Source organism: Ethanoligenens sp., assembly GCF_047718355.1.
In the GTDB taxonomy this organism is placed as follows: Bacteria; Bacillota; Clostridia; order Oscillospirales; family Ethanoligenentaceae; genus Ethanoligenens.
Map to the genome: position 1 here is coordinate 1 of NZ_JBDNLG010000009.1, position 25,923 is coordinate 25,923.

Genomic DNA, 25,923 nt, shown 5'->3' on the forward strand with positions numbered 1-25,923 from the left:
TGGCACCAGTCGAGCCGGTAGCGCCCGTGGGTCCGGTCGGTCCTGTGGCACCAGTCGAGCCGGTAGCACCCGTAGGTCCGATGGGTCCTGTGGGTCCAGTCGGGCCGGGGCAACCTCTCGGTCCACACGGTCCAGTCGGTCCAGTCGGGCCGGGGCAACCTCTCGGTCCGCACGGTCCAGTCGGTCCTGTGGGTCCAGTTGGGCCCATATGGCAAGGATTGCACTTATTCCATGGCTCGCATGGGTCATCCCAATTGTCTTTATAATAATTACTCATGCTTCTCATACCATCCATTGTATCATTTGAAAGCTGTACGGGAGATTTTGCATATGTGAAAAGAAGTTGGGGACATCACCCTCCTGTACACTGTCAATTTATGTTTAGACGGACAATAAGGTGAAAATTCCTGCAGTCTGGCAAGGGCTGATATTGAAAATCGATCTGGTTTCGGGTATCATAACAAAGGCACAAATATTTGGATAACGATACTTTATTGGCCATTACGGAGGACAATTTGGAGAAAAAACTGGAAAAGGCACTGCGCATGGTGCAAAAACCCGCCCGATATACCGGTGGGGAATTGGGTAGCGTCCATAAAAAAAAGGAAGAGATCGATGTTCGATTTGCGTTTTGTTTCCCTGATTTGTACGAAATAGGCATGTCGCATCTGGGCATGAAAATATTATATGGTGTGCTTAACGCAATGAGCGGTGTGTGGTGTGAACGCGTATTTGCTCCTTGGACTGACTTTGAGCAGCAGATGCGTACGCAAGGCATTCTGCTTTACGGACTCGAAAGCGGAGACCCCATCAAGTCTTTTGACTTTATAGGATTTACGCTGATGTATGAAATGAGTTATACCGCCGTGCTGAATATGATAGATTTGGCGGGGCTGCCGCTGCGCGCATGCGACCGTGCAGAAACAGACCCTGTGGTGATCTGCGGTGGCCCATGCGCCTGCAATCCAGAGCCGATGGCTCCGTTTGCCGATCTTTTTGTCCTTGGAGAAGGGGAACAAGTGCTGTGTGAAGTGGTTTCACTTTACAGTCAATACAAACGGGATAAGCGTGGTAAATCCGCGTTTTTGCAGGCGGCGGCACAACTTGATGGTGTATATGTGCCGCAGTTGTATCGACCGGTTTACCACGAAGACGGAACGGTGGCGGAAGTATCTTCTGCTTTGCCGGAATTGCCGCCGCGCGTGCGCAAACGGGTGATGCCTGATTTGGATCGAAGTTATTATCCCAAGCAGTTTGTTCTTCCGTATATCGATATTGTACATGACCGCGCGGTAATCGAAGTATTTCGGGGATGCATCCGCGGCTGCCGTTTTTGTCAGGCGGGATTCATTTATCGCCCGGTGCGGGAGAAAGCACCGGGAACATTGAGCGCACAGGCGCATGACCTTTGTGAAACATCCGGGTATGATGAGATTTCGGTTGCATCTCTTTCCACCAGTGATTACACCCGTCTGGAACCGCTGCTGGGAGACTTGACCGCTTGGACAGAACAGGAAAAGATCAATCTGTCTCTGCCGTCTTTGCGGGTCGATAATTTTTCGCGTGAGTTGATGGAAAAAGTGAGCGGCGTGCGCAAAAGCGGGCTGACATTTGCGCCGGAAGCCGGTACGCAGCGCCTGCGCGATGCGATTAATAAAAATGTTACGGAAGAAGAAATCCTGCGCACCTGTCGTCTGGCTTTTGAGGGCGGCTGGACCAATGTCAAGTTGTATTTTATGCTGGGACTGCCCACCGAGACTCTGGAGGATGTGGAAGGCATCGCCGATCTGGCGCAGAAAGTAGTGGATGCCTTTTACCATATGCCGGACAAGCCCAAAGGTAAGGCTGTGCATGTGAGCGTGAGCGTATCCACATTTGTGCCCAAGCCTTTTACGCCATTTCAATGGGAGCCGCAGGATACCCGTGAAAGAATCGTGGAAAAGCAGCGGCATCTGCGCGGATGTATCAAGAGCCGGAAGATTTCTTTGAGCTGTCATGAACCACATATCAGTTTTCTGGAGGCTGTGCTGGCGCGGGGTGACCGCAGACTGGCTGATGTGATCGAGCAGGCATTTCGCTTAGGCTGCCGGCTGGACGGCTGGGATGAATGCTTTGATTTTGAAAAATGGATGGAAGCATTTGCAAAAACAGGCATTGATCCCGCTTTTTACGCCAACCGGACGCGGCCAGGCGAAGAGGTGCTGCCGTGGGATCACCTTGATTATGGCATAGACAAAACATTTTTGTGGCGGGAACATGAAAAGGCGCATCAAAGCGTCACTTCCCCCAATTGCAGAGAGGCCTGCGGCGCTTGCGGCGCCACGCGACTGGAAGGGGGATGTCCACTGTGCAGCCATTGAGAATCCGTTTTGAAAAAAAGGGGCGTGCCTGTTTTATTTCGCATCTGGACTTGAACCGATGTATGTCGCGTGCGCTAAAACGGGCAGGCATCCCCGCATGGTATACACAAGGGTTTAATCCGCACCCGTACATTACGTTTGCTCTGCCGTTATCGTTGTTTTATGAAAGCGACTGCGAGGTCATGGACATGCGGCTGGATGGGGAAATGTCATTTGAGGAGGTGCGTGACCGCCTGCATGCGGAAATGCCGGAGGGCATCCGTATCCTTGAGGCCGTGCCGCCGCAAATGAAAACGACCGAGATCACCTACGCCACATATACAATAGAACTGGAGTATCCGGATGCTTCGGGAGAAATGCTGGAAAATGCATGGCGGAGCTTGCTGGCGTTGCCGACGATTCCCATCGAAAAGAAGACCAAGCGCGGCATGCATGACATCGATGTTCGGCCGTTTTTAGTGCAGGCGGAAACCGCGGCGCATGATGGCATGCTGTCTATCCGGGCGACATTGCCTGCCGGGCAGTCTGAAAACCTGAATCCCGGCTGTTTTGCGGCGGCGCTTGCCCGCCATGCGGGACTGGAACCCTATATCGACCATATTTGCCGTACCGGCATTTTTGACACACAGATGCATCCATTTGTATAATTTTGATAGCAGCTATATGTATCGCAGCCGTTAGTCCGCGTGTGATGTGCGTGGCCTGGCTATGCTTTTTAACCGGCAGGGGAGGGAAATCTCCTGCCGGTTTTTTGCACGCATTTTTATAAACGAACGTTTGTCCACTTTTCACATATCATGAAAATAGTTTGTTCATGCAATCGATGTGGCGAAAGGATAAACGATGCAACAGAGGAAATTGATAATATCGGCTGTTATACTGGCTATTTGGCTGCCATTTTCCGCTCAGGCGTATGCTGCTACACCAAGCGATGGAACTGCAAACATCTCCGTTGTGGATCTATATCACGGCGATACGGTCAACGACTGGATGGCATTGCGCGGGCAGGTACAGGCGCTGTACTTCAAAGCGAGTGAAGGGACGACCTTTATAGACCCCCAAGCGGCGACATTTGCGCAAAACGCGCAGGCCGTTGGTTTGCCTTTCGGATTTTATCATTATCTTTGGCCGCGCGGGGACGCCGCATATAGCGCTGCACAGGCCGACTATTTTTATAAACAGGTTAGGAAATATCCGTATTCCTGCATCCCGGCCGTGGACGTCGAGGAGAGCGGCGGATTGACCCGCACGGTTGTGAGTGCGAATGTGCGTGCGTTCGCAGAAGAATTTCAGCGTCTTTCCGGGCAGCAGGTCATGATTTATTCCGGACGGAATTTTATCAATACCTATTTGGATCGCTCACTTACAACGTATCGGCTTTGGATTGCGCAATACGGCGTGACAGAGCCGGGCAGCAACAACGTGTTTGCGGCATATACCATGTGGCAATATACAGATTCCCGGCGGGTGACGGGAATCTCTAATAAAGTGGACAGCAACCTTGCAACCAACGGGATCTTTTTAGGAGGTTCTTCCGGAGGGGGTTCGTCGGACGGGAATGTATGGGATACGGATGTCTATTATCTGGACACAATGCCGCATCCGTGGAACGCGGTGGCAGGCGCAAATTTTGACGTGCTGAACCGAGATGGCAGCCGTGTCGGCAACCACCAGGTAGAGGCCGGTGACCATATCTGTATTCTCGGCGTGGATTTTGAACGGCAGCTTGCCGAAGTCGTCTATCCATTGAACACGGGCGGTTATGCGCACGGGTTCATACACAATCGGCAGGATTTGCTTCATAACCGCTTCTATATGCAATGGAAAAATGGCAGCACGAACGAGCCTGTTTACAATATGTCCGGTACGCGCATCGGCACAATTTTTCCCTATGAGCGCGCCACACCGTTGTACCGTGTCGGTAACGGCACAATGGTGTTGTACAACACTGCAAAAGGCAGCGAAACCAAATCCGGTGTGGTTTATTATTCGGGTAAATTTTCTTTTTGATTGCAAATGAATGCATTCACATGGAATTCAATGATGCGATTATATTTGGGTTCTATATAGAACAGGGACGGGCGAAAAGAAAGGCCTGTCCCTGTTTTTGTTCTAAAGTAGGACAAAGCTCCATAGTCTGATAGGGAGAGGGGATGGTTGCATGATGGAACGCGAAATGGCCGCACGGTTTGACGAAGCCACGGCAAGCCTGGGTGCGCTTGGCATTACATTGCGTAAACTGCCCGAACGTGTGCGGGCGCAGGTGCAGGAAGTTCGCCTGCGCGCCGGCCGTCCGGTGGTATTGGCGCTTGCCGGCAAAGACCTTTACCTGACCTGTGCGGGTGTAGTGTCGGAGCAGATGGGGGAGCATGTGCTGGTTGCCATGCGTCCGCAGTTGGAGGATGCGTTCCGCCTAATCTGTGATAGCTCGGTCTATGCACATCAGCATGAAATTCGCTGTGGATTCGTCACGTTGCGGGGCGGTCACCGGGCGGGTCTGTGCGGCACCGCCGTTCTGCAAAGCGGCACGGTGACCAATCTGCGTGACATCTCCGGCATCAACCTGCGCATTGCCAGAGAGTTCCGCGGCGCGGCGGACGGTTTTTTGGCTGCACTTGGCACAAAAGAACGTATGCGAGGCGCCATTCTCGCCGGACCGCCGGGCTGCGGAAAAACTACGGTGCTGCGCGATCTGGCACGGCAGCTCTCAAGCGGTGCGCTGGGGCGGTGCCGCGTGTCTATCGTGGATGAACGCGGTGAGATTGCCGCCACCTTTAAAGGCGTGCCGCAGAACGATGTCGGGCAATGTGATGTGCTGGATGGCTACCCAAAGGGCGAAGGTATCATGCAATCGGTACGCTGCCTTTCACCGGACGTTATCATCTGCGATGAGATCGGCGGGGAAGAAGACGCCCGTGCGGTAGCCGCGAGCTTAAACGCCGGGGTATCGGTCATTGCCAGCGCACATGCTTCCAGCATGAAAGAATTGTTTGCGCGACCGCATATGCGCACAATATTTGAGACAGGCGCGTTCCCGCAGGCGGCGCTGCTTTGCGGGCGCGAGCGGCCGGGCCGGGTCAAAGCGTTTTATCGGGAAGGTGAACTGCATGATTTTCAAGCTGTTGGGGCTGATGATGCTGTTTGGCGTTTGCACGACGGCAGGGCTTCTTAAATCAGCGATGTTTTCCAAGCGTGTGCGGCAGTTGGAAGGGTTTGTGGGTGCGCTCGACGCAATCTCCACGGAGATTCGGTATCTGGCCGCGCCGCTGGAAGACATTATGGCAAAATGCGATGCAATGCCGGAATACAAGGAGCTGCGTGTATTTGGTATGTGCCGGGAGATTTTTATAAGGGAACGGGATTTTCCCGCCGCGTGGGAAAAAGCGCTGCACATGGCAAAACCCGAACTTGCGCTTGACGCGGGCGATCATGAAGCACTCGCGTGGTTCGGGCGGGTGCTTGGCACTACCGATGTGGATGGGCAGACAGCTAACTGTGCGCGGTATGGGGAATTGCTGCGCCAGCGCCTGACGCGCGCAAGGGAAGATCGGGCCAAACGAGGAAAGATGTATACGTCCCTCGGCGTGCTGGCGGGTGTGTTTTTAGTCGTTATCTTATTTTAAAGAAACGCAAATTTCCATAATGCCCGCAGCGTATGCGGCGGGGGATGGAGGAACGTCAATGGATATCAATCTTGTTTTTCGTATCGCCGCTATCGGCATCATCGTTTCCGTACTCAATCAGGTGCTTATCCGTTCTGGCAGGGAAGAACAGGCCACGATGACTACCCTTGCGGGGCTGATCGTCGTGCTGTTTATGATTATTCAGCAGATTAGCCACCTGTTCGATACGGTCAAATCCCTGTTTGGGCTTTAGGATGAACGGTGCGGAGGTCAAAAATGGACATGTTACATATCGCGGGCATCGCCGTTACGGTGGCTTCCTTTGCGGTGCTGCTGCGTCAATATCGGAAAGAATATGCGATGCTGCTGGGGCTGACGGCGGGTGTGCTGCTGTTTGGGCTGATTCTTTCCAAGGCAACGCCCATCTTCACGGAGCTGAACCACCTGACCACACAGGCGCATATCAATAAAACTTATGTGTCGGTGTTGATCAAATCGCTGGGCATTTGTTTTGTCACCCAGTTGGCGGCGGACACCTGTCGAGACGCGGGGGAAACGGCGGTAGCAGGCAAGGTAGAAATGGCTGGCAAATTTGCTGTGCTGCTGATTGCGCTGCCGCTGTTCGGACAAGTGGCGGAACTTGCTGTCGGTCTGCTTGCCGGATAAGTGAGCAAATTTTTTAAAGGCCCGCACATTTCCGGCAGCACCGCATACTAAAGGATGCGTATGCGTCATATATATGGGTTGCATGGGCATTCCTGTGCAATGCGGTCTTGCAAAAATGCCGCGGAGGTTCAAATGAAAAGATTGTTGATGATACTGCTGTTGATTCCACTGCTCGCTATGCCGGTCTCGGCGGCAAGCACCGGAGAAATCTTGAGCGAACAGGCGCAGAAAAGCGGCGCGGCAGATCTGAGCGGGCAAGTGCCTTCATCGGCACGCGGATCTTTGAGCAAACTCGGTGTGAACGGTGCAAGCCCGCAGGGCGTGAGCGGTTTTTCCCTTGGAAGTGTATTTAGCTTTCTCTGGCAGAGACTGCGGGAGGCCGCGACCGCGCCGTTTAAAGCCATTGCGGCCGTGTTGGGCATCCTGCTTCTATGTGCGCTGGTCGAGGCGATGAAAAACGCGTTTGCAGAGAAGTCGATGAAAACGGTCTTCGAGGTTGTGTGCACACTGGCTATCGCGGGTGTGCTGGCGGTGCCCATTACCAAATGCATTGCGGCGGCGGCGGCTACCGTGCGGGAATCTTCCACTTTTATGACGATGTTCCTTCCGGTATATGGCGGCTTGGCGGTTGCATCGGGGCACCCGACCTCCGGTGTGGTGTCGCAGGGCATCGTGTTGGTGATGGCACAGGTCATTTCCCAGATAGCATCCACCACATTCGTGCCGATGGTCAGCATGTTCCTTGCCTTCTGTATCATTGGATCGATCGCGCCGGGGGTAAATATCGGTGGTCTGGCCGCTTTTGCACGCAAAATTGTCAATGTGGGGCTTGTCCTTGTGCTGACTATCTTCACCGCTGTTCTTACCATTCAGGGGTTTATTACACAAGCGGCGGATACCGTGACCATGAAAACAGCCAAATTTGTCGTGAGCAGTGCGGTGCCGGTCGTGGGTGGTGCGGTGAGCGACGCACTTAATACCGTGGCAAGCTGCGCGGGGCTTCTAAAAAATGCAACCGGCGCATATGCAATAATAGTGTTCCTTGCGGCCTATCTGCCGGTCTTGCTGGAATGTTTGCTTTGGCTGCTGGCTGTGGAACTGTCGCTTGCACTGGCTGAGGTAGTGGGCGTGGGCAATGTATCTGACCTTCTCAAGGGCGTGCGGGACGCACTGCAAATGCTGGTGGCGCTGGTGGTGGCCTGTGCGCTGGCGATGATTGTGTCTGTCTGCATCATGCTGCTGGTGAGCGGGCAGGTAACATGAGGAATGCGGCTGTTGAAAAAATGGGAGGTCAAAAATGGAAGCAGTCCAGTCGTGGGCCATGTCGGTTTGCCTGGCGGCGCTGGCCGCCGGAATTGCCGGGACGCTGGCTCCCAAAGGCAATCTTGAAAAAATTTACAAATTTGCAATCACGTTGTTTTTTCTGTGCAGCGTGCTGGTTCCGCTTTTCAGCTTGCGTAATGTCCGTTTGCCGAGGTTCAACGTTTCATCCGCCAACGCTCAGACGGCGGTATTTTCGCAGTCGGTCGCCGACCAGACATTGCAGCAGGTGCGGGACAGCGTGGCGGATGTGGCGCGTTCTGTTTGCCAAAAGCAGGGTGTTACGCCGGTATCGGTGGATGTCGTGGTACTAAAAGACGCAAACGGCGCGTATGACCCGCAGAGCGTTATGATTTCTCTTTCTACAGAGGACGCGGGAAAACAAGCGGACATTTCTTCCGCAGTGCAGGGAACACTTGGCATTCCGGTCAAGACGCTGGCGAAGTGAGTCTGCACGGAGGCGGTTGCAGGGCACTGAAAAAGGAGGAGGTCAAAATGTTTGATTTCAAGAAGACAAAAGGCGCGCTTTTGAGCGCAAAAGGCAGTTCCATCCTTCTCCTGGTGGGGATGGGGGGCGTGCTTCTTATCTTTCTTTCCCAATTCTGGTCCACGCCGTCTTCCAAACAAACCGCCAATACATCCACTGCCAAAATCACCACGGTGGATTATGCCAAACAGCTTGAAGGAAACTTGCGCGGTATTATTGGCAATATCCAGGGCGTGGGGCGTGTGCAAGTGCTGGTCACGCTTGAGAGCGGCGTGCAGTATGTGTATGAACAGAACCAGAAATCCACGAACAACCGAACAACGGCCTCGGGTGACAACGCCCAGACGCAGGAGAACACCAATACCGAGCAGGACACCGTGCTGGCCGATAACGGCAACGGCGCCCAACAGCCGCTCATCAAAACCGAGATGCAGCCGCCTGTAAAAGGCGTGGTGGTTGTCTGCGACGGCGGGAACGACCCTACCGTACAGGATGAGGTGCTTCAAACCGTGATGACCGCGCTAAATCTACAGGCTACCAGTATCAGTATCAGCCCGATGACGCCTAAAGCGCAGACGGCTTCCAGATAGAAGCAGACCGTCCTTCAACCCCAAAACAAACGATTAGGCAACAACAGGAGGAGAAATCCATGAGTATGATTATTGGAAAACGGCAAATCATCCTTGCGGCGCTGGTGGTTGCGCTTGGTACCGCTATCTTTTTGAATTGGAAATTCACCGGCGCAAATGGCGGCGCCAATGTGGCGGGCGTGTTTAATGCATCCAGCGCTTTAGGTACGTCCACCTATGTGTCCACGTCCGGCACCGGTTCCACCGCATCCGGCACCAGTTCCACCGCTTCATCCGCAGGCTCTGCCGCGTCTGCTTCCGGCAGCCTGTTCGCTCAACAGCGCCTGACCCGTACCAAGACCCGTGCGGAAGCTGAGCAAGCGCTTCAAATCACATTGAACAGCACCACCGCGACCGCTGCCGACAAACAGGCTGCACAGACGCAGATCAGCGGCATTGCAAACAATATCACCAACGAGGGCTATGTGGAAAGCCTCATCGTATCCAAAGGATTTAAGGATTGCGTTTGCTTCATTAACAACGGCACTGTCAGCGTGGTCGTGGCGCCCAAGGGCAACCAGCCGCTTTCCACCAGCGACAGTGCCCAGATTGCCGACATCGTTATGCAGCAGACGAAAGTTTCTGCGGACAATATCCACATTATCCAGTCAAAGTAGTTGTGAAACCGGCGGTTTATGGTATAATACATAGTAGGCGGGTGATGTGACCGGAAAAACCGCCGGATTTGTGAACCGCGAAAACAGAGGATGCTTTCCACGGATATGGATGCCGTGGAAATGACGATAGAAAAAGGAGGGCGTATTTTATGGGATACAATACCTACGCCGAAGAAGGCAGCCTGAAAATTTCCGAGGATGTGATTGCCACCATCGCCGGAACCGCCGCGGCGGATGTTAAAGGAGTCGCCGGTTTGTCCCTGCGTCCTCTTTCCGATACCAAAGGCATTGTGCGGCGTAAGCCGGGCCATCGGGCTATTCGCATGGAAATGCACGATGGGGAAGCGGTGCTTGACCTGTTTGTCAACCTGTATTTGGGCGCACATATTCCGGAAGTGGCTACGGAATTGCAGATGCGGGTAAAAGACGCAGTGCAGACCATGACCGGCATTTCCGTTTCCAAAGTGCATGTGCATGTGGCAGGCGTAGTGCTCACCAACGAAGAACCGATTGTCGAATAAACAAAACTTGACCCTTCCGGGCGGAGGGGTCAAGTTTTGTTGTGTAATAAAAGAACCGTGGAGTCGTTCCCCGTTTGTTGGGGGCATGGAATGAGAGGGACAATGACCAGACGTGAGGCGCGCGAACAGGCGCTCTGCCTTGTTTTTGAAGGCTTGTTTAAAGAAGAAAATGTAGACGAGATTATGGATCTCGCGGTGTTGGCTCGGGAGGAATTTCTGCCGGACGCGTTTGCGGAAGAACTGGCGGGCGGGGTTTATACGCACAAGGATGACATTGATCGGAAGATCGAACAGTATGCCATCGGCTGGACCAAAGACCGTCTGCCCCGCGTGGTGCTAACCGTTTTGCGTATTGCGTTCTATGAACTGTTGTATTCAAAAGAAACCCCGGACAGCATCGCCATCAACGAGGCGGTGGAGCTGGCCAAAAAATACGGCGGGGACGGGGATAGTTCCTATATCAATGGAATACTTGGCGCATTTGTGCGCGCGGAGAAGGCAGACGCCACATGAATGCGTTCCTTGGCATAGACACCAGCAACTATACCACCTCTACCGCACTGTATGACACGGAACGCCGTGTGATGGTTCAGCAGAAACGGCTGCTGCCGGTCAAAAGCGGGCAAAAGGGTCTGCGGCAGGCCGATGCGGTGTATTTGCATCTTAAGCAGCTGCCGGAATTGCTCGAAGCACTGTTTGCACAGGAGGATGCATCCGTTGCAGCAGTGGGCGTGTCGGTGCGGCCGCGTGATGTTGACGACTCCTATATGCCTTGCTTTGAGGCGGGGCACTGCACCGCCCGTGCCGTTGCCGCCGCCTTGCATGTGCCTGTTTTTACGTTTTCCCATCAGGCGGGGCATATCGCTGCCGCACTGTTTTCGGCGGACAAGCTGGACTGGCTGGAGCGTCCGTTTGTTGCGTTCCACCTGTCTGGGGGGACGACCGAGGCGGTGCTTTGCCAACCGGCGGACGGCACGCCAAAAGTGGAATTGCTGTTCTCCTCGCTTGACCTCAAAGCCGGACAGGCCGTGGATCGCGTGGGATTGCTGCTTGGCCTGCCGTTTCCGGCGGGTCCGGCGTTGGAAGCACTTTCGCACGAGAGCAATCGGTCATTCTCCATTCGCCCAAGCATGAAGGGCGGCGATTGCAGCCTTTCCGGTATTGAGAACCGGTGCGCCGCCATGCAGATGCGCGGTGAACCGGATGCAGACGTTGCGCGGTATTGCATTTGTGCCATTGCGGCCGCATTGGATGGCATGACGCGCGCGGTTCGTATGCGTTATCCTGATTTGCCGCTGCTCTACGCCGGTGGCGTGATGTCCAATAGCGATATCCGCGCAGCGTTCACCGAACGGTATGGCGCGGTATTTGCCCGCCCCGGTTTTTCTTCCGACAATGCGGCGGGCATTGCCATACTGGCCATGCGGAAGGCGGGACAGTCATGAAAACGGGATTTTCTGTGTTGACAGTCTCCCAATTGAATTTTTATGTACACACACTGCTTGAATCCGATGAACGGTTGAGCGGTGTATTTCTGCGTGGGGAGATTTCTAATTTCAAAAATCATTTCCGTTCGGGTCATTTTTATCTTTCTATAAAAGACGAGAATGCAGTCATCCGTGCGGTGATGTTTAAAGGAAACGCGCAGCGTCTGCGGTTTTTACCGCAGGATGGTATGAAAGTCATCGTCTCTGGGCGCGTGTCCCTGTACGAGCGGGACGGGCAGTATCAGTTTTATATTGATGATATGCAGCCGGACGGCGTAGGCGCGCTGCATGTGGCATATGAACAGCTCAAGGAAAAATTGCTGCGCGAAGGGCTGTTCGACCCGGCACGTAAACACCCGCTCCCGCTGTACCCTGAACGTGTAGGAGTGGTTACGTCTGAGACAGGCGCGGCTTTGCAGGATATTTTGCATGTGCTTGAACGGCGGTGGCCGCTTGCGGAAGTGGTGCTTGCACCCGTGCTGGTGCAAGGACCGGAAGCACCCGCCCAAATCTGCAATGCCATCCGCGCGATGAACGCGGCACACGCGGCGAATGTACTGATTGTTGGCAGGGGCGGCGGTTCCATTGAAGACCTCTGGGCGTTCAATGATGAGGATGTGGCGCGCTGCATTGTGGATTCTGAGATTCCGGTTGTGTCCGCCGTGGGGCATGAAACAGATTTCACCATTGCAGATTTTGCGGCGGATGTGCGCGCGCCCACTCCCTCTGCGGCGGCAGAGCTGCTTTCACCCGACCAAACGGCGGTGATGGCGGAGGTGTTCTCTTTGCGGGCACAAATGTCTGCACTGCTCGTGCAGAAAGTGACCGATTTGCGCGGCAGGCAGGAAAAGGCGGCGAAAGCCTTGCAGAGGCCGGCACAGCTGTTGGACATGTACCGCATGAAAGCGGACATGTTGGATGCGCGGCTGGCGGCTGTGACAAAAATACAGGCCGAGCGAGGCCGGGCGTCTTTTGCGGCGCTGGCGGCAAGATTGGACGCGCTTAGCCCACTGAAGGTGCTGTCGCGCGGTTACACGGTGGTGGAAGATACAGCGGGGCGCGTTGTTACCCGCACAGCAGCGCTTTCCGAGGATGAGATGTTGCTCCTGCGGTTTGCGGACGGGCAGGCCCATTGCATGGTCAAAGATGTGGAACATATGGAAATAGGGGCAGTAAGGTGAACAGCATGAAAAAAGAGCCGACATTTGAGGAAGCGATGACACAGCTTGAAGAAATCGTGGCAAAACTGGAGAGCGGCGAGGAAACATTGGACGCGTCCATCAAGCTGTTCGAGACCGGCGCACGCCTTTCCGCTTTATTGAACCGTAAGCTGACGCAGGCGGAGCAGAAAATTGCCAAACTTACCACAGCGTCTGGACAGGAAGAGCAACCGCAAACAGCGGAAAACGAATAAAACCACGACGCGCAGCCTGCGCAATGGAGCAATGATGGAATACGGCGAACAAATCGAACGGATTACCAAACGGGTAGACGAGGCACTTGACCACTATCTTCCCAAAGAGGAAGGACCGCAAAAGCGCCTTTTTCAAGCGATGCGGTACAGCGTGATGGCGGGCGGAAAACGTATCCGCCCGATGCTGACGCTGGAATTTTGCCGCTTATGCGGCGGCACCGAGGAACAGGCGCTGCCGTTTGCCTGTGCGGTGGAGATGATTCACACCTATTCGCTGATTCATGACGATCTGCCCTGTATGGATGATGACGACTTGCGCCGGGGCCGGCCCTCTTGCCATATACAGTTTGATTATGCCACGGCGCTTTTGGCCGGGGATGCATTGCTCAGTCTTGCTTTTGAAACAGGTTTGTGTAATAATATGCAAAGTGGTGTTATGCCTCCAAATGCACTCCGCGCTTTTGGATTGCTTGCGGAGGCTTCCGGCGGGCATGGCATGGTGGGCGGGCAGATGATCGACTTGCTCTCGGAAGGCAAAGAAATCCCGCTGGAACTATTGGAGACCATGCACCGTAGCAAGACGGGCGCGATGATCCGTGCCGCTGCTGTGGGCGGATGCATTCTGGCGGGTGCGGATGAGTCGCATATCCATGCCGCTACCGCCTATGCGGAAAAACTGGGTTTGGCATTTCAAATCATGGATGATGTTTTGGATGTGACCGGAGATTCCGCAACACTTGGCAAACCTGCGGGCAGCGATCTTGAAAATCACAAATCCACCTATGTGACCCATTTGGGTCTGGAGACAGCGCGGCAGCTCGCACGCAAGCTGTCGGGAGAAGCGGTGGAGTGTTTATGTATATTTGGCGAGGAACGCACCTTTTTAGCGGATTTTGCCATGGGTTTGTCGCGCCGTGACCATTGAGGGGCGCTGATCTTTCGGCGTGTGTTGTAAGCCGCGCGCTTTTGGACGGTCAGATATCATTTTGCGCGGTAAACGCGTGGAGGGTACTATGTTAGTAATCGCGCATATTTTTCATAATAAAATTCTCATGTCGGCGGTCTTGGGCTGGATCTCCGCGCAGATTATCAAAACCATCCTGACATTGATTATCACCAAAAAGTTTGATGCAGAGCGTATTTTGGGTGCGGGCGGTATGCCCAGCGCCCATTCTGCCATGGTAAGTGCGCTGTTTGTCGGCGTTATGCAAAGCTGTGGTGCCGGCTCGCCGGAATTCGCCTTGGCATTTGTTTTTGCGGCCGTGGTGATGTATGACGCGATGGGTGTCCGCCGTGCGGCGGGCGAGCAGGCGCGAGTGATCAACCGGCTGGTGGAGATTACGGAAAAGGGCGGCTCTGAGGTCACAGAAAAAGGGCTGAAAGAGTCCCTGGGGCATACGCCGATGGAAGTGCTTGCGGGTATCATGCTTGGTATCTTGATCGCGCTGGTGATTGGCTGAAAAGTCATAAACTGCATGTGCAAACCCATTGGGATTTTTTAAATGCAAATGCGGTTTTTGTATCGGTTGGAGGGACACTTTGTTGGAATTTCCGTTGCTCAATCAGATAAAGGGGCCGGAAGACGTCAAAAGACTTTATCCGGAACAATTGCCGGGGCTTTGTGTGGAGCTGCGGCGGGAACTGATTAAAACGGTTTCCGCAAACGGCGGGCATTTGTCGTCAAATTTGGGAGTTGTGGAGCTGACGGTGGCGCTCCACCGTGTGTTTGAGTCCCCGACAGATCAGATTGTCTGGGATGTAGGGCATCAGAGCTATGTCCATAAGCTGCTCACGGGGCGGGTTGACCGGTTTTCTACCATCCGCCAGTATGGTGGGCTTTCCGGGTTTCCCCGTACGGATGAGAGTGTGCATGACCCGTTTGGCGCAGGGCACAGCAGCACCTCCATTTCGGCGGCCAGCGGTCTGGCGGCCGCGAAAAGGATAAAAGGCGAGGACGGATACGCCGTGGCTGTCATAGGTGACGGCGCGTTGACTGGCGGCCTCGCGTTCGAGGGTATGAACAATGCCGGCCGTACGCAGGACAAACTTATTATCGTACTGAACGATAACAAAATGTCCATTTCTAAAAATGTAGGCGCCATCGCACGGCATCTCATGGTCATTCGCACCAAACCGTTCTATTTTAAAATCAAGGATATTGCAGAAGTTGTTTTGGCGCATCTTCCGTATTTGGGTAAGAAAATCCGCAAAGCGCTGGTGCTGTCCAAAAATGCGATCAAGAACTATCTCTATCACAGTACCATTTTTGAGGAAATGGGCCTGATCTATCTGGGACCGGTAGACGGGCATGATATTGCGGCGATGGAGCGGATCTTTCGCCGCGCCAAAGCTGTCGGGCGTCCCGTGCTGGTGCATGTACTGACGGTTAAAGGCAAGGGGTATTCGTTCGCGGAGCAGGATCCCCGTGCGTTTCATGGGGTGTCAAAATTCGACGTGGAAACGGGAGACGCGATTGCGCCTGCCAGCCACGAAACATTTTCCGCTGTTTTCGGACGTACGCTCTGTATGGCGGCTTCGAGCAACCCACATCTTTGTGCCATCACAGCGGCCATGGCCGCCGGTACCGGGTTGACGGACTTTGCTTCGCAGTACCGCAGCCGATTTTTTGATGTGGGCATTGCCGAGGAACACGCGGTCGTATTCGCGGCGGGGCTGGCGGCAAATGGAATGCTGCCGGTATTTGCGGTTTACTCCACTTTTCTACAGCGCGCATATGACCAGATTATTCACGATGTGGCACTGCAAAATAAGAAAGTCGTTTTTGCGGTCGATCGGGCCGGTTTGGTGGGGCAGGACGGAGAGACGCATCAGGGTATTTTTGACGCCGCGTTTTTTAATACGATCCCGAATATGACGGTTTTCAGCCCCACGACATCGGATGAGCTGCGAAACATGCTTTTTTCCGCTTTCTTTGAATGTAACGGACCGGTCGCCGTACGATATCCGAGGGGATGTTCTCCCGCATTGCCTGCTGATTTTTGCCCCACATATGGTCATTATGATCTCTACGGCACGGGGCAGGCCGACATCCTTATCGTGACCTATGGCAAGCTGTTTGCCGAAGCGGCAAAGGCGGCGCAGATGCTGCGCAAAGAGGGAATGGCGATATCGGTTCTCAAGCTCAACCAGATCAAACCGGTAGATACGGTGTGCTATGAAACTGCCATGTTTTTTTCCAGACTCTATTTTGTGGAGGAAGGCGTGCGTACCGGTGGCGTGGCTGAATTGTTCTGCGCACACATGGCGGAGCGCGGTTATCGGGGCGCCTGCCATATCTGTGCCATAGACGATACCTTTGTGCAGCAGGGATCGGTGGATGTTTTATTGCATTTGCTTGAGATGGATGCGGCGGGTATCGCGGACAGAATTCGTCAAGACATGGCGACGCCCCCAAAACACAGTCATTTTGACGAAAGGCGGGCCCAATGAGCGGAAAAAAACGGATTGACCTTTTGCTGGTTGAAAAGGGCCTGGAAAAAAGCAGGGAGCGTGCCAAGGCGCTGGTGATGGAGGGCATCATCTACGCCGATGGTGTGAAAGTGGACAAGCCGGGCGACGAGATCAAGATAGAAGCCAAGCTGGAGGTGCGCGGTCATGCACTGCCCTATGTAAGCCGCGGTGGTTTGAAATTGGAAAAAGCCATGCAGGTTTTCCCCATCCGTCTGGAGGAAAAAATCTGTATGGATGTTGGCGCGTCAACCGGCGGCTTCACGGACTGTATGCTGCAAAACGGTGCGAAAAGGGTGTACGCGGTTGATGTGGGGTATGGGCAGCTGGCATGGGGCCTGCGTAACGACCCGCGCGTAATCAACCTTGAGCGCACCAACATCCGTCACCTCACCGCCGAGCAGGTGCCTGAATGCATTGATTTTTTTTCAGTGGATATCTCTTTTATTTCTCTTACGTTGGCGCTTCCGGTGGTGCGTGCGCATCTGCGTGACGGGGCGGAAGGCGTCTGTCTCATTAAGCCGCAGTTCGAGGCTGGCCGCGAGAAAGTCGGTAAACGGGGAGTGGTGCGGGATGCCGCTACCCACGAGGAGGTCATCCGCAAGATCGTGCAGTTTGCGCCTACGGCTGATTTCACCCCGGTGGGGCTGGACTTTTCACCCGTGAAAGGACCGGAGGGAAATATCGAGTATCTGCTTTATTTGAAAACGGCTTGCAATGACCAACCGGAATTGTTTACAATAGAGACAGTTACGACAGTGGTACGAAACGCGCATGAAACATTGAATGGTACGGTTGGATGAATTTACGGTAAACAAGCAGGTTGCGGGTGTGGCGGCAAAGGAGGAAAAGAATGCGGTTTGGCGTGATTCCAAGTGCTGAAAAGGACAAAGGCTTTGTCCATACGAAAGAAGTCTGCCGCCGGCTGCTGGAGCTGGAAGGCTCCGTTTTGATACCGGACTTTGCGGCTGCACAGGTGTGCCTGAGCGGTCTTCAATTTTTGAAAGCAGATGAAATTTATAATACCGCTGACCTCATCGTCGTTCTCGGCGGAGACGGCACCATCCTGCATGCCGCAAAACTCGCTGCGGTGCGGCAATTACCGGTGCTTGGCATCAATGTAGGGCGGCTGGGTTTCATGGCGGGGCTGGAACTCAACGAACTGGATCGGCTGGCAAGACTGGTGCATGGTGACTATGAGCGGGACAGCCGTATGATGTTGGAAGTATCTGTGGATGGCACACCGATTTCCCGCGCCCTCAACGATGTTGTGATTTCCAAGGGTGCAATTTCCCGCTTGATCGATATCCGCGTCAATTGCGGCGAACGGCTGGTGGGCAACTACCGTGCGGATGGTCTGATTGTTTTCACGCCTACCGGTTCCACGGCATACTCCCTGTCGGCGGGGGGGCCTGTCATCGACCCTGAGTTTGAAAGCATTGGGCTGACACCGATCTGTCCTCACTCTTTAATCTCACGCACAATCCTTTTTTCTCCGGATGCAGAGATCGGTATGGCGCCGGAACAGCTGGAGGAACGTGAAGCGCATTTGCTTGTGGACGGCAAACAGGTCATGAGGCTGAAGAACGGGATGCGGGTGCAGGTGAGGCGGGCGGATCGCAAAACACACCTGGTGCGGTTGAAAGATATCTCGTTTTATGAGGTGCTTAATGACAAAATGAATGAAAGGAGTATTTAAGCCATGAAACAGGGGCGGCATGAAAAAATCCTGGAATTCATCTCGACGCATGAAATATCCACGCAGGATGAGTTGCTTTGTTTGCTGCGCGAAAACGGTTATCCGGTTACGCAGGCCACCGTCTCGCGAGATATTAAACAACTGCGTTTGTTTAAAACGCTCTCCGGCAGCGGGAAATATATTTATACGGCGCCTAAGATAGAGAACGGAGAACTTTCCTCTAAGTTTGATATTCTGTTGGAAGAATCTGTAGTGAAAATAGATGCCGTGTTCAATCAGGTCGTTATCAAATGCTATTCCGGGTTGGCTAACGCCGTCTGCGCTGCGATGGACACGATGCATTTTCAGGGTCTTGTGGGTACACTGGCGGGAGATGATACCATCTTGGTCATTATGCGTACCGAGGAAGATGCCAAAAGTCTCTGCATGTCGCTGGAACAAAAAACACACATGTAGTTTCTTCACACGCTGTTCGACTTTTTTAGATTTGTATAAAGGCAGGTGGATGCCGTGCTGTCACAACTGCATATCGAAAATGTAGCGGTTATCGAAAAAGCGGATTTGGTATTGGCGGGTGGATTAAATGTTCTCACGGGTGAAACCGGTGCCGGCAAGTCCATCTTGATCGATTCCATCAATCTGGCGCTTGGCGAGCGTGTCTCGCGGGAGATTGTACGGTCGGGTGCACGTGCGGCGCATGTTGCAGCATTGTTCGCTGCTGTTCCCGCGCGTGTTCGCACACAGGTAGAAGCGCTGGGATTTTCCTGTGAGGAGGACGGCAGCCTGCTTATTTCCCGGGAAATTACGGCTGACGGGAGGGGAAATTGCCGCATCGCGGGCAGACCGGCTACAGTTTCCATCCTGCGGGAAATTGGGCGGCTTCTGGTCAACATCCATGGGCAGCATGATAATCAGACACTGCTGTCTCCCGAAAATCATATCCGGTATCTGGATCTTTACGCAGAGAATACGACTGCTTTGCGGTCGTACCGGGAAATTTATCAAAAATTGCGGCGGCTGCGCGTGCAACTAAAAAAGCTGACGATGGACGACGCGGAAAAAGCGCGGCGGCTGGATTTGCTCCAATATCAGATTGATGAGATTCGGCAGGCCGATCTGCAGCCGGGTGAGGATGAGGCACTTGAAGAGGAACGCGCGAAGATTATCAACGCGGAGAAAATCACCGGTTCTTTGCAGGAATCACTGCAAGCGCTACAGGGCGGGGAAGACATGGAGGGCGCAGAGGCACTGACTGAACTGGCGGCGGATGTCATGCAGTCGGTGGCGGATTTGCTGCCGCCTTTGGCACCGCTGGTCGAGCGTCTGAAAAATCTGCGGTATGAGTTGCAGGACTGCGCCGCCGAATTGCAGAACCGTCTTGACGACAGCGATGCAGACCCGCGTAGATTGAATGCTGTTGAGGAGCGTCTGGACACCATCTTCCGGCTGCGAGGAAAATACGGCGAACGGGTGGAGGATATTCTTGCATTTGCGGAACGGGCCGAACAGGAGCTGGCGGCCATCTCATCGTCGGATGAGCAGGCGGATCAATTGCGCCGGGAGGGTAAAATACTGGCGGCGCAGGCGAAACAGTTAGCAGCCAATCTGACGGAAAGCCGACGAAAAGCCGCACAAAAGATGCAGGAAAAGATCCGGGCAGAGTTAGCTTTTCTGGAGATGCCGAATGTACGGTTTCATGTGCAGATCTCACCGCTGCCACGGTTGGAGGCGGATGGCGTCGACGGCGTTGAATTTTTGTTTGCGGCAAATCCCGGTGCGCCGCTGCGTCCGCTGGTGAAGATTGCCTCTGGGGGCGAGATTTCGCGTGTCATGCTCGCAATTAAGAATGTTTTGGCGGATGTAGATGATATTGACACCTTGATTTTTGATGAGATTGATACCGGCGTGAGCGGACGCGCGGCTTACAAAATCGGTGTAAAGCTCAAGCAGGTAGCGGCGGCGCGGCAGATCGTTTGCATTACGCATTTGGCGCAGATTGCGGCGCAGGCCGACCGGCATATTTTGATAGAAAAGACCGTAGAGACAGGCAAAACATTTACCCGGCTACACGTGCTGGATTTTGAGGGGCGTAAGCGGGAGTTGGCGCGTATTATCGGCGGGGCCGCTATCACACCTCTTACCTTGCAAAATGCGGCGGAAATGCTGGAGGCGGCGGGCATTGCCTCGACCACGACGGGATTACGAATAGAGGAGTAGACGAATTATGGGCATTTATGAGGAACTGTCCGCACGTGGGCTAATCGCACAGATGACGGACGAGGAGAAGATCAGGGAACTCATCAACGGCAAACCCATCACATTTTATATTGGTTTTGATCCTACAGCGGACAGCCTGCATGTCGGACATTTTCTGCAAATGGTGATTATGGCGCATATGCAGCGCGCGGGACATCGGCCTGTTGCGGTGCTTGGCGGCGGCACGGGCATGGTAGGGGACCCCACCGGCCGCACCGATATGCGGCAGATGCTTACACCCGAAGCCATTCAAAATAACATTGACCGGTTTCAAAAGCAGATGGCGAGGTTCATTGACTTTTCCGATGGCAAGGCATTGATGGTGAACAATGCCGATTGGCTGCTGCACTTGAACTATGTGGATTTTTTGCGCGAGGTAGGCGTGCATTTTTCCGTCAACCGGATGCTGACGTTTGAATGCTTTAAGACGCGGATGGAACGTGGGCTGTCGTTCCTCGAATTTAATTATATGTTGATGCAGAGCTATGACTTTTATCGCCTGTTTACTGATTATGACTGCCAGATCGAATTTGGCGGGGATGACCAGTGGGCTAACATCATCGGCGGCATTGAGCTTATCCGCAAAAAGATGGGCAAAGAAGCCTATGGGATGACATTCCAGCTTTTGACCACCAGTGAAGGAAAAAAGATGGGCAAGACACAGGGCGGAGCAGTCTGGCTCGACCCGGAAAAGACAAAGCCATACGATTTTTATCAATATTGGCGGAATGTTGAAGACAGCAATGTTATTCGGCTTTTAAAAATGGTCACATTTGTACCGTTGGAAGAAATTGATAAATTATCGGTACTGGAGGGCAGCGAACTCAACCGTGCAAAAGAGTTGTTGGCTTATGAAGTGACCAAACAGGTGCACGGAAAAGAAGAAGCCGATAAAGCTTTGGAAACGACCCGGTCGCTGTTCGGCGCGGGAAACAGCAGTGTGAACATGCCCTCTACTGCTCTGGCACAGACCGATTTTCACGATGGGCAGATTACCATTGTGGAAGTGCTGATCCGTTGCGGTCTCGCATCATCACGCGGGGAGGCGCGCCGCTTGGTGGAACAGGGCGGTGTGAGCGTCAATGACCAGAAGGTCACATCGTTTTCACAGGCGTTCACCGCGGCAGAATTTGAGACGGATTATATCCTGCGAAAAGGAAAAAAAGTCTTTCACAAAGTCACGTTGACAAAATAACCGACATAACAAAATACGTCCCGCACCGTTAAATCAGTGCGGGACGTATTTTGTTATACTAAAAAACCGACAAAGGTTATATGTCAAACACGTTTGGTATCATCGCGTAAGCATCTCTGAAAAAATGAATCATCAATAATATAGCTGTCATCACAATTCTTTCGGAGTTTGGAAATATTTTGGCCTTTGACACCAGCAATTACGGTGGTTTTGCCAAGCATGTTCAGAATATCCAATACAGCCACATAGTCGCTGTCACCGCTGAGAATCAGAGCAGTGTCATATGCATTCATAAATGCTTTGGTGATGACGTGCACGGCAATATTGATATCTGTTCCTTTTTCTTCTTTGTAGTAAGTGTGGTGATCGCTCACATCCATGGGGATTGCTTCATCAATCTGGCGTGCCACATAAGAGCCTTCGATGACCGTAAAATAATGCTGGTTTTTCATGCCGTTAATCCAGTTGCTGTAATGCTGCCAACGCGGGATGTTCATGAGAAATTCATCGGGTTTAGGGACAAACAGGAATGTTTTGACAAGGTGATTCTCACCGGGGAGCAGTTTGGTTAACTCCACCGGAATTGCATTATAATCCAGACGTGGAGCCTGTGAGCCGCTTTCTCGGTAGTAATTGAGCAGGGCAATTTCAAAATTTAGCTGGTCGATAAAAACCATCACACGTTGCATAAATACTCCTCTAAGTCTAAAAGACCCGTCAGCTAAAAAGCTAAGCAGGTCTTTCCAGCAGATCTGGACAGTACGGGCCACTAAGGCCACGAACCATTCTCACATCACATATTATACTCCACAAATGCAAAATTACAAGGAAAAACGCAAATTTTGTGTAGATTTTTACATAAAAAACAAAATTTGTTCAACAGACAATGTGTTCTGCATACAAGTTGCAACAAGAAATAGAACCCTTTTGCGAGCTCACCTGACTGTTTCCAGAATAAATTTGTCTATGGCGTAGGCTACACCGTCCTCATCGTTAGAACGCGTAATGAAATTTGAAACCTTCTTGGCGGTATCCTGCGCATTTTCCATGGCCACGCCTAGGCCTGCAAAGTCCAACATGGAAACATCGTTATAACCGTCGCCACAGGCAATCAGGTTTTTATTGGTGTACCCTAAGGTCTCCAGCAGTTTTTGCAGCGCGAATGCTTTATCGACATGGTTGGGCATTACTTCCAGAAAGAAAGGCTCAGAGCGAAAGACATTGAGCTGCCCGTCTACAAATTCCTTGACGCGTGGTTCTACCTTTGCCAATACATCGCCTTCATCTGTCATGATACATTTGTTGACCGGATATCGCACAAATTCCTTGAAAGAAGAGACATGACGCAAGGGCAGATTGTTGATACGGCATTCGAGCTGTACATAGATGTCGTCCGGATGCTCGGTAATGACAGTATTTCCATCTTCCGTATAGGAGAGGATGTGTACGTTGTTTTCTGTTGCGGCATCATATAACTTCGAGATCCATTCAGGTTGGATAACCTGTTCGAAAATCGTTTTCTGCGTTTTGCAGTCAATGATCTTTCCGCCGTTGAACGCAAGAATGTAACCCTCATAGCGATCCAATTCCAATTCGTGTGCCAACGGTGCTACACCGTGTGCCGGACGCCCGGAAGCCAGCACCACTTTTATGCCCTGTTTCTGTGCTTGTAAAATAGTGTTCTTGGTATTTTCCGTGATTTGCTTTTCAGAATTTGTGACAGTGCCGTCAATATCTAAGGCAAGCACCTTGTATTCCATAAAAAATCCTCCAATATGTAAGTGCATTGTATCAGCCGATTTTGTGGGCATAGAGATTGGGCTGCCACACATCATCAGTATAGCGTAATTCATAAGATAAAAAAAGCAATTTTGCAAAAAAGAATGCCACAACGTTGAACTTTACAAAAATAATTGATATTTTTGTGTAAATTACACATGGACTCTGTGCCTATATGGGATTATACTATGTAAATGTAATAACATTTTACTCTTTAGCACAAATCTCTTTTAACGCTTGTAGTTAGATTCATCAAATCAAACATCATTGAAAAGAGGCAGGCAACCATGAAAGAACAGCCATATGTCATTACGATCAGCCATCAACTGGGTTGCGGTGGGTCTTATATTGGGAAGAAACTATCCGAGGAGTTTAACATCCCGTTCGTGGATAGGGATATCCTCAAACAGGTAGCGAATAAGCTCAACGTGGCAGAGGAGGACCTGGAACATCGCGATGAGCGACTGTCTTCTTTCTGGGAAGAATTTACGCGCTTGCAGTTGTACACCGAGCCGCTGGCAGGCGGGGAACTGCAATACTATCCCAGCGATAAGGAACTATTTTTTCTGGAATCCGAATATATCACGCGTATCGTAAAAGAAAGCCCGGCAATTATTCTGGGGCGTGGTGGACGGTACGTTTTGCGGGAGCATCCCCGTCATGTTAGTATTTTTATTATGGCTGATCTTTCGGAGCGCATCAAGCGGGTCGCGACCATTTTTCAAATCAGCGAAGAGGATGCCAAGATTAAAATACAAGCCAATGACAAAGAGCGAGCCGCTTTCAACCGCGCATTTACCAAAACGGATGGGCTGGATGTTCGCTTGTATGATTTGAGCATCAATACGTCTACGGTAGGATTGAATCTTGCCGCACAGGTCGCCATTCAGTGCATCCGCTCTAAACTGGACATTTAAAATATCGGTTAGGCCGTATGCAAAACCCCGCCGCCGACTTCTCAAAGCCGACGGCGGGGTTTTTGTCTGTGTTTTGAGTTGTAATCAATCAGCGGATTCTTCCGCATCAATATCTGTTGCGGTTCCATCGATGTCGTCATCGAGTGTGTGCTTATGGGTATTCTGAAAGTGCTTTTTGATATAAGCGAATTTCATGTGGTCGCATTTTTGGAAAAACGCATAGAAAAGACCGACGATCAAACACAAAGAGGCAAAAATAGAAACGATCATAATGACGGTTTTTACTGTGGATGATGTACTCTCCCCAAAAGGAGCGCGAATTTTTGGTGACATGTGAATTCCCCCCTGATGATTAAAAATCTGTTATATCGGTTTGATTTATGTGAGACAAAATTTGTTTTGTATATAGTATACTGCAATGTATGGGCAAAACCTATAGATATAGTACATAATTTTGTTGCATTATTTTGGCCGTTCTGTGCATATATTAAAATTGCAAAGGAAATGCGCAAAAACTCTGCTTGCTTCTCTGGCAAAAATGGCAGCATCGTGATAGAATAAGAAAAAGCGTAGCGCTCTGTAGGTTCGCTATGTTAAAATTTAGAGTGGTGCGTGATTGGAGCCGATGTGTTGTGTTGCATTTTTTGAGTACTTGCAGGGTGGAGGTTGATATCCACTCCATGCACCAGGAAGAAGCCAAAAAATACCTGGAGCATTTTCTCAGCGATGCAAACGGTAATGTAAAAGAAGTGGTGGTTATTCACGGGTATTCTTCCGGCACGGTTTTGCGGGATATGGTGCGAAAGAGGCTGAAGCACCACCGCATTCGCAGCAAAGCACTGTCGTTGAATCCGGGAATCACAACATTATATCTTTTTTAATTTGAATGGACAAAGCGTAACCCTACCCGCAGGTTTTTGACCGAGGACGGGGCTGGATGTAAAGGAGTTTTACCACATGGATAAAATTGCAAGTTTTCAAGTAGATCACGATACCTTGAAAAAAGGGATGTATATTTCTCGTATCGACGGCGATATCATCACGTATGATCTGCGTTTCAAAGTTCCAAACGCGGGGGACTACCTTGATAACGCGGCGATTCACACGTTTGAGCATTTGTTTGCTACTTATGTCCGCAACACCCCGTTTTCGGACAAAATTGTTTATTTTGGACCGATGGGCTGCCGTACCGGTTTTTATTTCATTACGCGTGACCTGCCGCATGAAACCGCTATCGATCTCACGCGCAAGGCCCTTCAGTTCATTCTGGATTTTAAAGGCGTCATTCCTGGGTCGGCACGAAACGAGTGCGGTAACTATCTCAATCATGACCTTGTTGGTGCGCAACGTGAATCGAAAATCTATCTGGATGTTATGCAGCATGTAACACCAGCCACCTTGCAGTATTAAAGGGACGTTATCCAGTTTGGGTATCGTGTTTGATTTCTCCCGCCTTAGGCGGGTTTTTTTGAGGCACAATATCCA

30 protein-coding genes are annotated in these 25,923 nt (G+C 52.0%); 27 read left to right on the plus strand and 3 right to left on the minus strand.

The window, feature by feature from the left end:
- Window positions 1–545 precede the first annotated feature (545 nt).
- The 24 genes from ABF463_RS02365 (at window position 546) to tyrS (ending at window position 21,742) form a co-directional block, all read left to right on the plus strand.
- Window positions 546–2,360, plus strand: coding sequence for a TIGR03960 family B12-binding radical SAM protein (locus ABF463_RS02365; RefSeq protein WP_415531983.1), 1,815 nt, complete (start codon window positions 546–548; stop codon window positions 2,358–2,360).
- The gene (locus tag ABF463_RS02370) at window positions 2,348–3,007 is read left to right on the plus strand and encodes a TIGR03936 family radical SAM-associated protein (protein WP_415531937.1); all 660 of its coding nucleotides are present in this window, start codon (window positions 2,348–2,350) and stop codon (window positions 3,005–3,007) included. The genes ABF463_RS02365 and ABF463_RS02370 overlap by 13 nt, the downstream gene beginning before the upstream one ends.
- 196 nt (window positions 3,008–3,203) lie before the next feature.
- Complete coding sequence (locus ABF463_RS02375; RefSeq protein ID WP_415531938.1) at window positions 3,204–4,370, plus strand: glycoside hydrolase family 25 protein; 1,167 nt, start codon at window positions 3,204–3,206, stop codon at window positions 4,368–4,370.
- Window positions 4,371–4,521: 151 nt separating this feature from the next.
- Window positions 4,522–5,532, plus strand: a complete 1,011-nt coding sequence (spoIIIAA, locus tag ABF463_RS02380; RefSeq protein WP_415531939.1) for a stage III sporulation protein AA — start codon at window positions 4,522–4,524, stop codon at window positions 5,530–5,532.
- A complete protein-coding gene (locus ABF463_RS02385; RefSeq protein ID WP_415531940.1) occupies window positions 5,468–5,983 on the plus strand; it encodes a hypothetical protein in 516 nt (171 codons plus the stop codon). The genes spoIIIAA and ABF463_RS02385 overlap by 65 nt, the downstream gene beginning before the upstream one ends.
- Window positions 5,984–6,041: 58 nt before the next feature.
- Window positions 6,042–6,236, plus strand: coding sequence for a stage III sporulation protein AC (spoIIIAC, locus tag ABF463_RS02390; protein WP_013485113.1), 195 nt, complete (start codon window positions 6,042–6,044; stop codon window positions 6,234–6,236).
- 23 nt (window positions 6,237–6,259) lie between these two features.
- On the plus strand, window positions 6,260–6,649 hold the full coding sequence (locus ABF463_RS02395; protein ID WP_415531941.1) for a SpoIIIAC/SpoIIIAD family protein: 390 nt from the start codon (window positions 6,260–6,262) through the stop codon (window positions 6,647–6,649).
- 132 nt (window positions 6,650–6,781) lie between these two features.
- A complete protein-coding gene (locus tag ABF463_RS02400) occupies window positions 6,782–7,912 on the plus strand; it encodes a stage III sporulation protein AE (RefSeq protein ID WP_415531942.1) in 1,131 nt (376 codons plus the stop codon).
- 34 nt (window positions 7,913–7,946) lie between these two features.
- The gene (locus ABF463_RS02405; RefSeq protein ID WP_415531943.1) at window positions 7,947–8,417 is read left to right on the plus strand and encodes a hypothetical protein; all 471 of its coding nucleotides are present in this window, start codon (window positions 7,947–7,949) and stop codon (window positions 8,415–8,417) included.
- A gap of 47 nt (window positions 8,418–8,464) precedes the next feature.
- Window positions 8,465–9,046, plus strand: coding sequence for a stage III sporulation protein AG (locus ABF463_RS02410; protein ID WP_415531944.1), 582 nt, complete (start codon window positions 8,465–8,467; stop codon window positions 9,044–9,046).
- A 59-nt stretch (window positions 9,047–9,105) separates the two neighbouring features.
- Window positions 9,106–9,702 carry a SpoIIIAH-like family protein gene (locus ABF463_RS02415; protein ID WP_415531945.1) on the plus strand — a complete coding sequence of 199 codons (597 nt, stop codon included), beginning with the start codon at window positions 9,106–9,108 and terminating at the stop codon, window positions 9,700–9,702.
- A 149-nt stretch (window positions 9,703–9,851) separates the two neighbouring features.
- A complete protein-coding gene (locus ABF463_RS02420; protein WP_415531946.1) occupies window positions 9,852–10,223 on the plus strand; it encodes an Asp23/Gls24 family envelope stress response protein in 372 nt (123 codons plus the stop codon).
- A 102-nt stretch (window positions 10,224–10,325) separates the two neighbouring features.
- A complete protein-coding gene (gene nusB / locus ABF463_RS02425; protein ID WP_415531947.1) occupies window positions 10,326–10,736 on the plus strand; it encodes a transcription antitermination factor NusB in 411 nt (136 codons plus the stop codon).
- Entirely contained in the window at window positions 10,733–11,668 is a 936-nt protein-coding gene (locus ABF463_RS02430; RefSeq protein WP_415531948.1) for a peptidase M22, read from the plus strand. The genes nusB and ABF463_RS02430 overlap by 4 nt, the downstream gene beginning before the upstream one ends.
- Window positions 11,665–12,891, plus strand: a complete 1,227-nt coding sequence (gene xseA / locus ABF463_RS02435) for an exodeoxyribonuclease VII large subunit (protein WP_415531949.1) — start codon at window positions 11,665–11,667, stop codon at window positions 12,889–12,891. Before ABF463_RS02430 ends, xseA begins: the two co-directional genes overlap by 4 nt.
- Window positions 12,892–12,896: 5 nt before the next feature.
- A complete protein-coding gene (xseB, locus tag ABF463_RS02440; RefSeq protein ID WP_415531984.1) occupies window positions 12,897–13,124 on the plus strand; it encodes an exodeoxyribonuclease VII small subunit in 228 nt (75 codons plus the stop codon).
- Between the two features lie 34 nt (window positions 13,125–13,158).
- Window positions 13,159–14,049, plus strand: a complete 891-nt coding sequence (locus ABF463_RS02445; RefSeq protein WP_415531985.1) for a polyprenyl synthetase family protein — start codon at window positions 13,159–13,161, stop codon at window positions 14,047–14,049.
- A gap of 88 nt (window positions 14,050–14,137) precedes the next feature.
- Window positions 14,138–14,584, plus strand: a complete 447-nt coding sequence (locus ABF463_RS02450) for a divergent PAP2 family protein (RefSeq protein ID WP_415531950.1) — start codon at window positions 14,138–14,140, stop codon at window positions 14,582–14,584.
- A gap of 79 nt (window positions 14,585–14,663) precedes the next feature.
- Entirely contained in the window at window positions 14,664–16,574 is a 1,911-nt protein-coding gene (gene dxs, locus ABF463_RS02455; RefSeq protein ID WP_415531952.1) for a 1-deoxy-D-xylulose-5-phosphate synthase, read from the plus strand.
- The gene (locus ABF463_RS02460; protein WP_415531953.1) at window positions 16,571–17,395 is read left to right on the plus strand and encodes a TlyA family RNA methyltransferase; all 825 of its coding nucleotides are present in this window, start codon (window positions 16,571–16,573) and stop codon (window positions 17,393–17,395) included. Before dxs ends, ABF463_RS02460 begins: the two co-directional genes overlap by 4 nt.
- 50 nt (window positions 17,396–17,445) lie before the next feature.
- On the plus strand, window positions 17,446–18,291 hold the full coding sequence (locus ABF463_RS02465; protein ID WP_415531955.1) for an NAD(+)/NADH kinase: 846 nt from the start codon (window positions 17,446–17,448) through the stop codon (window positions 18,289–18,291).
- 3 nt (window positions 18,292–18,294) lie between these two features.
- Window positions 18,295–18,747, plus strand: coding sequence for an arginine repressor (locus ABF463_RS02470; RefSeq protein WP_415531956.1), 453 nt, complete (start codon window positions 18,295–18,297; stop codon window positions 18,745–18,747).
- A gap of 54 nt (window positions 18,748–18,801) precedes the next feature.
- Entirely contained in the window at window positions 18,802–20,508 is a 1,707-nt protein-coding gene (recN, locus tag ABF463_RS02475) for a DNA repair protein RecN (protein ID WP_415531957.1), read from the plus strand.
- Window positions 20,509–20,515: 7 nt separating this feature from the next.
- Window positions 20,516–21,742 carry a tyrosine--tRNA ligase gene (tyrS, locus tag ABF463_RS02480; RefSeq protein ID WP_415531958.1) on the plus strand — a complete coding sequence of 409 codons (1,227 nt, stop codon included), beginning with the start codon at window positions 20,516–20,518 and terminating at the stop codon, window positions 21,740–21,742.
- 83 nt (window positions 21,743–21,825) lie between these two features.
- On the opposite strand, the gene ABF463_RS02485 is transcribed toward tyrS, so the two are convergent.
- Window positions 21,826–22,431, minus strand: a complete 606-nt coding sequence (locus tag ABF463_RS02485; protein WP_415531959.1) for an NYN domain-containing protein — start codon at window positions 22,429–22,431, stop codon at window positions 21,826–21,828.
- A gap of 246 nt (window positions 22,432–22,677) precedes the next feature.
- Complete coding sequence (locus ABF463_RS02490) at window positions 22,678–23,502, minus strand: Cof-type HAD-IIB family hydrolase (RefSeq protein ID WP_415531960.1); 825 nt, start codon at window positions 23,500–23,502, stop codon at window positions 22,678–22,680.
- A gap of 306 nt (window positions 23,503–23,808) precedes the next feature.
- On the opposite strand from ABF463_RS02490, the gene ABF463_RS02495 reads away from it, so the two are divergent.
- Window positions 23,809–24,438, plus strand: a complete 630-nt coding sequence (locus ABF463_RS02495; RefSeq protein ID WP_415531961.1) for a cytidylate kinase-like family protein — start codon at window positions 23,809–23,811, stop codon at window positions 24,436–24,438.
- A gap of 84 nt (window positions 24,439–24,522) precedes the next feature.
- Here the strand turns inward: ABF463_RS02495 and ABF463_RS02500 are convergent, their stop codons facing one another.
- On the minus strand, window positions 24,523–24,771 hold the full coding sequence (locus tag ABF463_RS02500; RefSeq protein WP_415531962.1) for a hypothetical protein: 249 nt from the start codon (window positions 24,769–24,771) through the stop codon (window positions 24,523–24,525).
- Between the two features lie 299 nt (window positions 24,772–25,070).
- On the opposite strand from ABF463_RS02500, the gene ABF463_RS02505 reads away from it, so the two are divergent.
- Both ABF463_RS02505 and ABF463_RS02510 read left to right on the plus strand, forming a co-directional pair.
- Window positions 25,071–25,319, plus strand: a complete 249-nt coding sequence (locus ABF463_RS02505) for a Smr/MutS family protein (protein WP_415531963.1) — start codon at window positions 25,071–25,073, stop codon at window positions 25,317–25,319.
- A gap of 76 nt (window positions 25,320–25,395) precedes the next feature.
- Entirely contained in the window at window positions 25,396–25,848 is a 453-nt protein-coding gene (locus ABF463_RS02510) for an S-ribosylhomocysteine lyase (RefSeq protein WP_415531964.1), read from the plus strand.
- The last annotated feature ends 75 nt before the right edge of the window (window positions 25,849–25,923 follow it).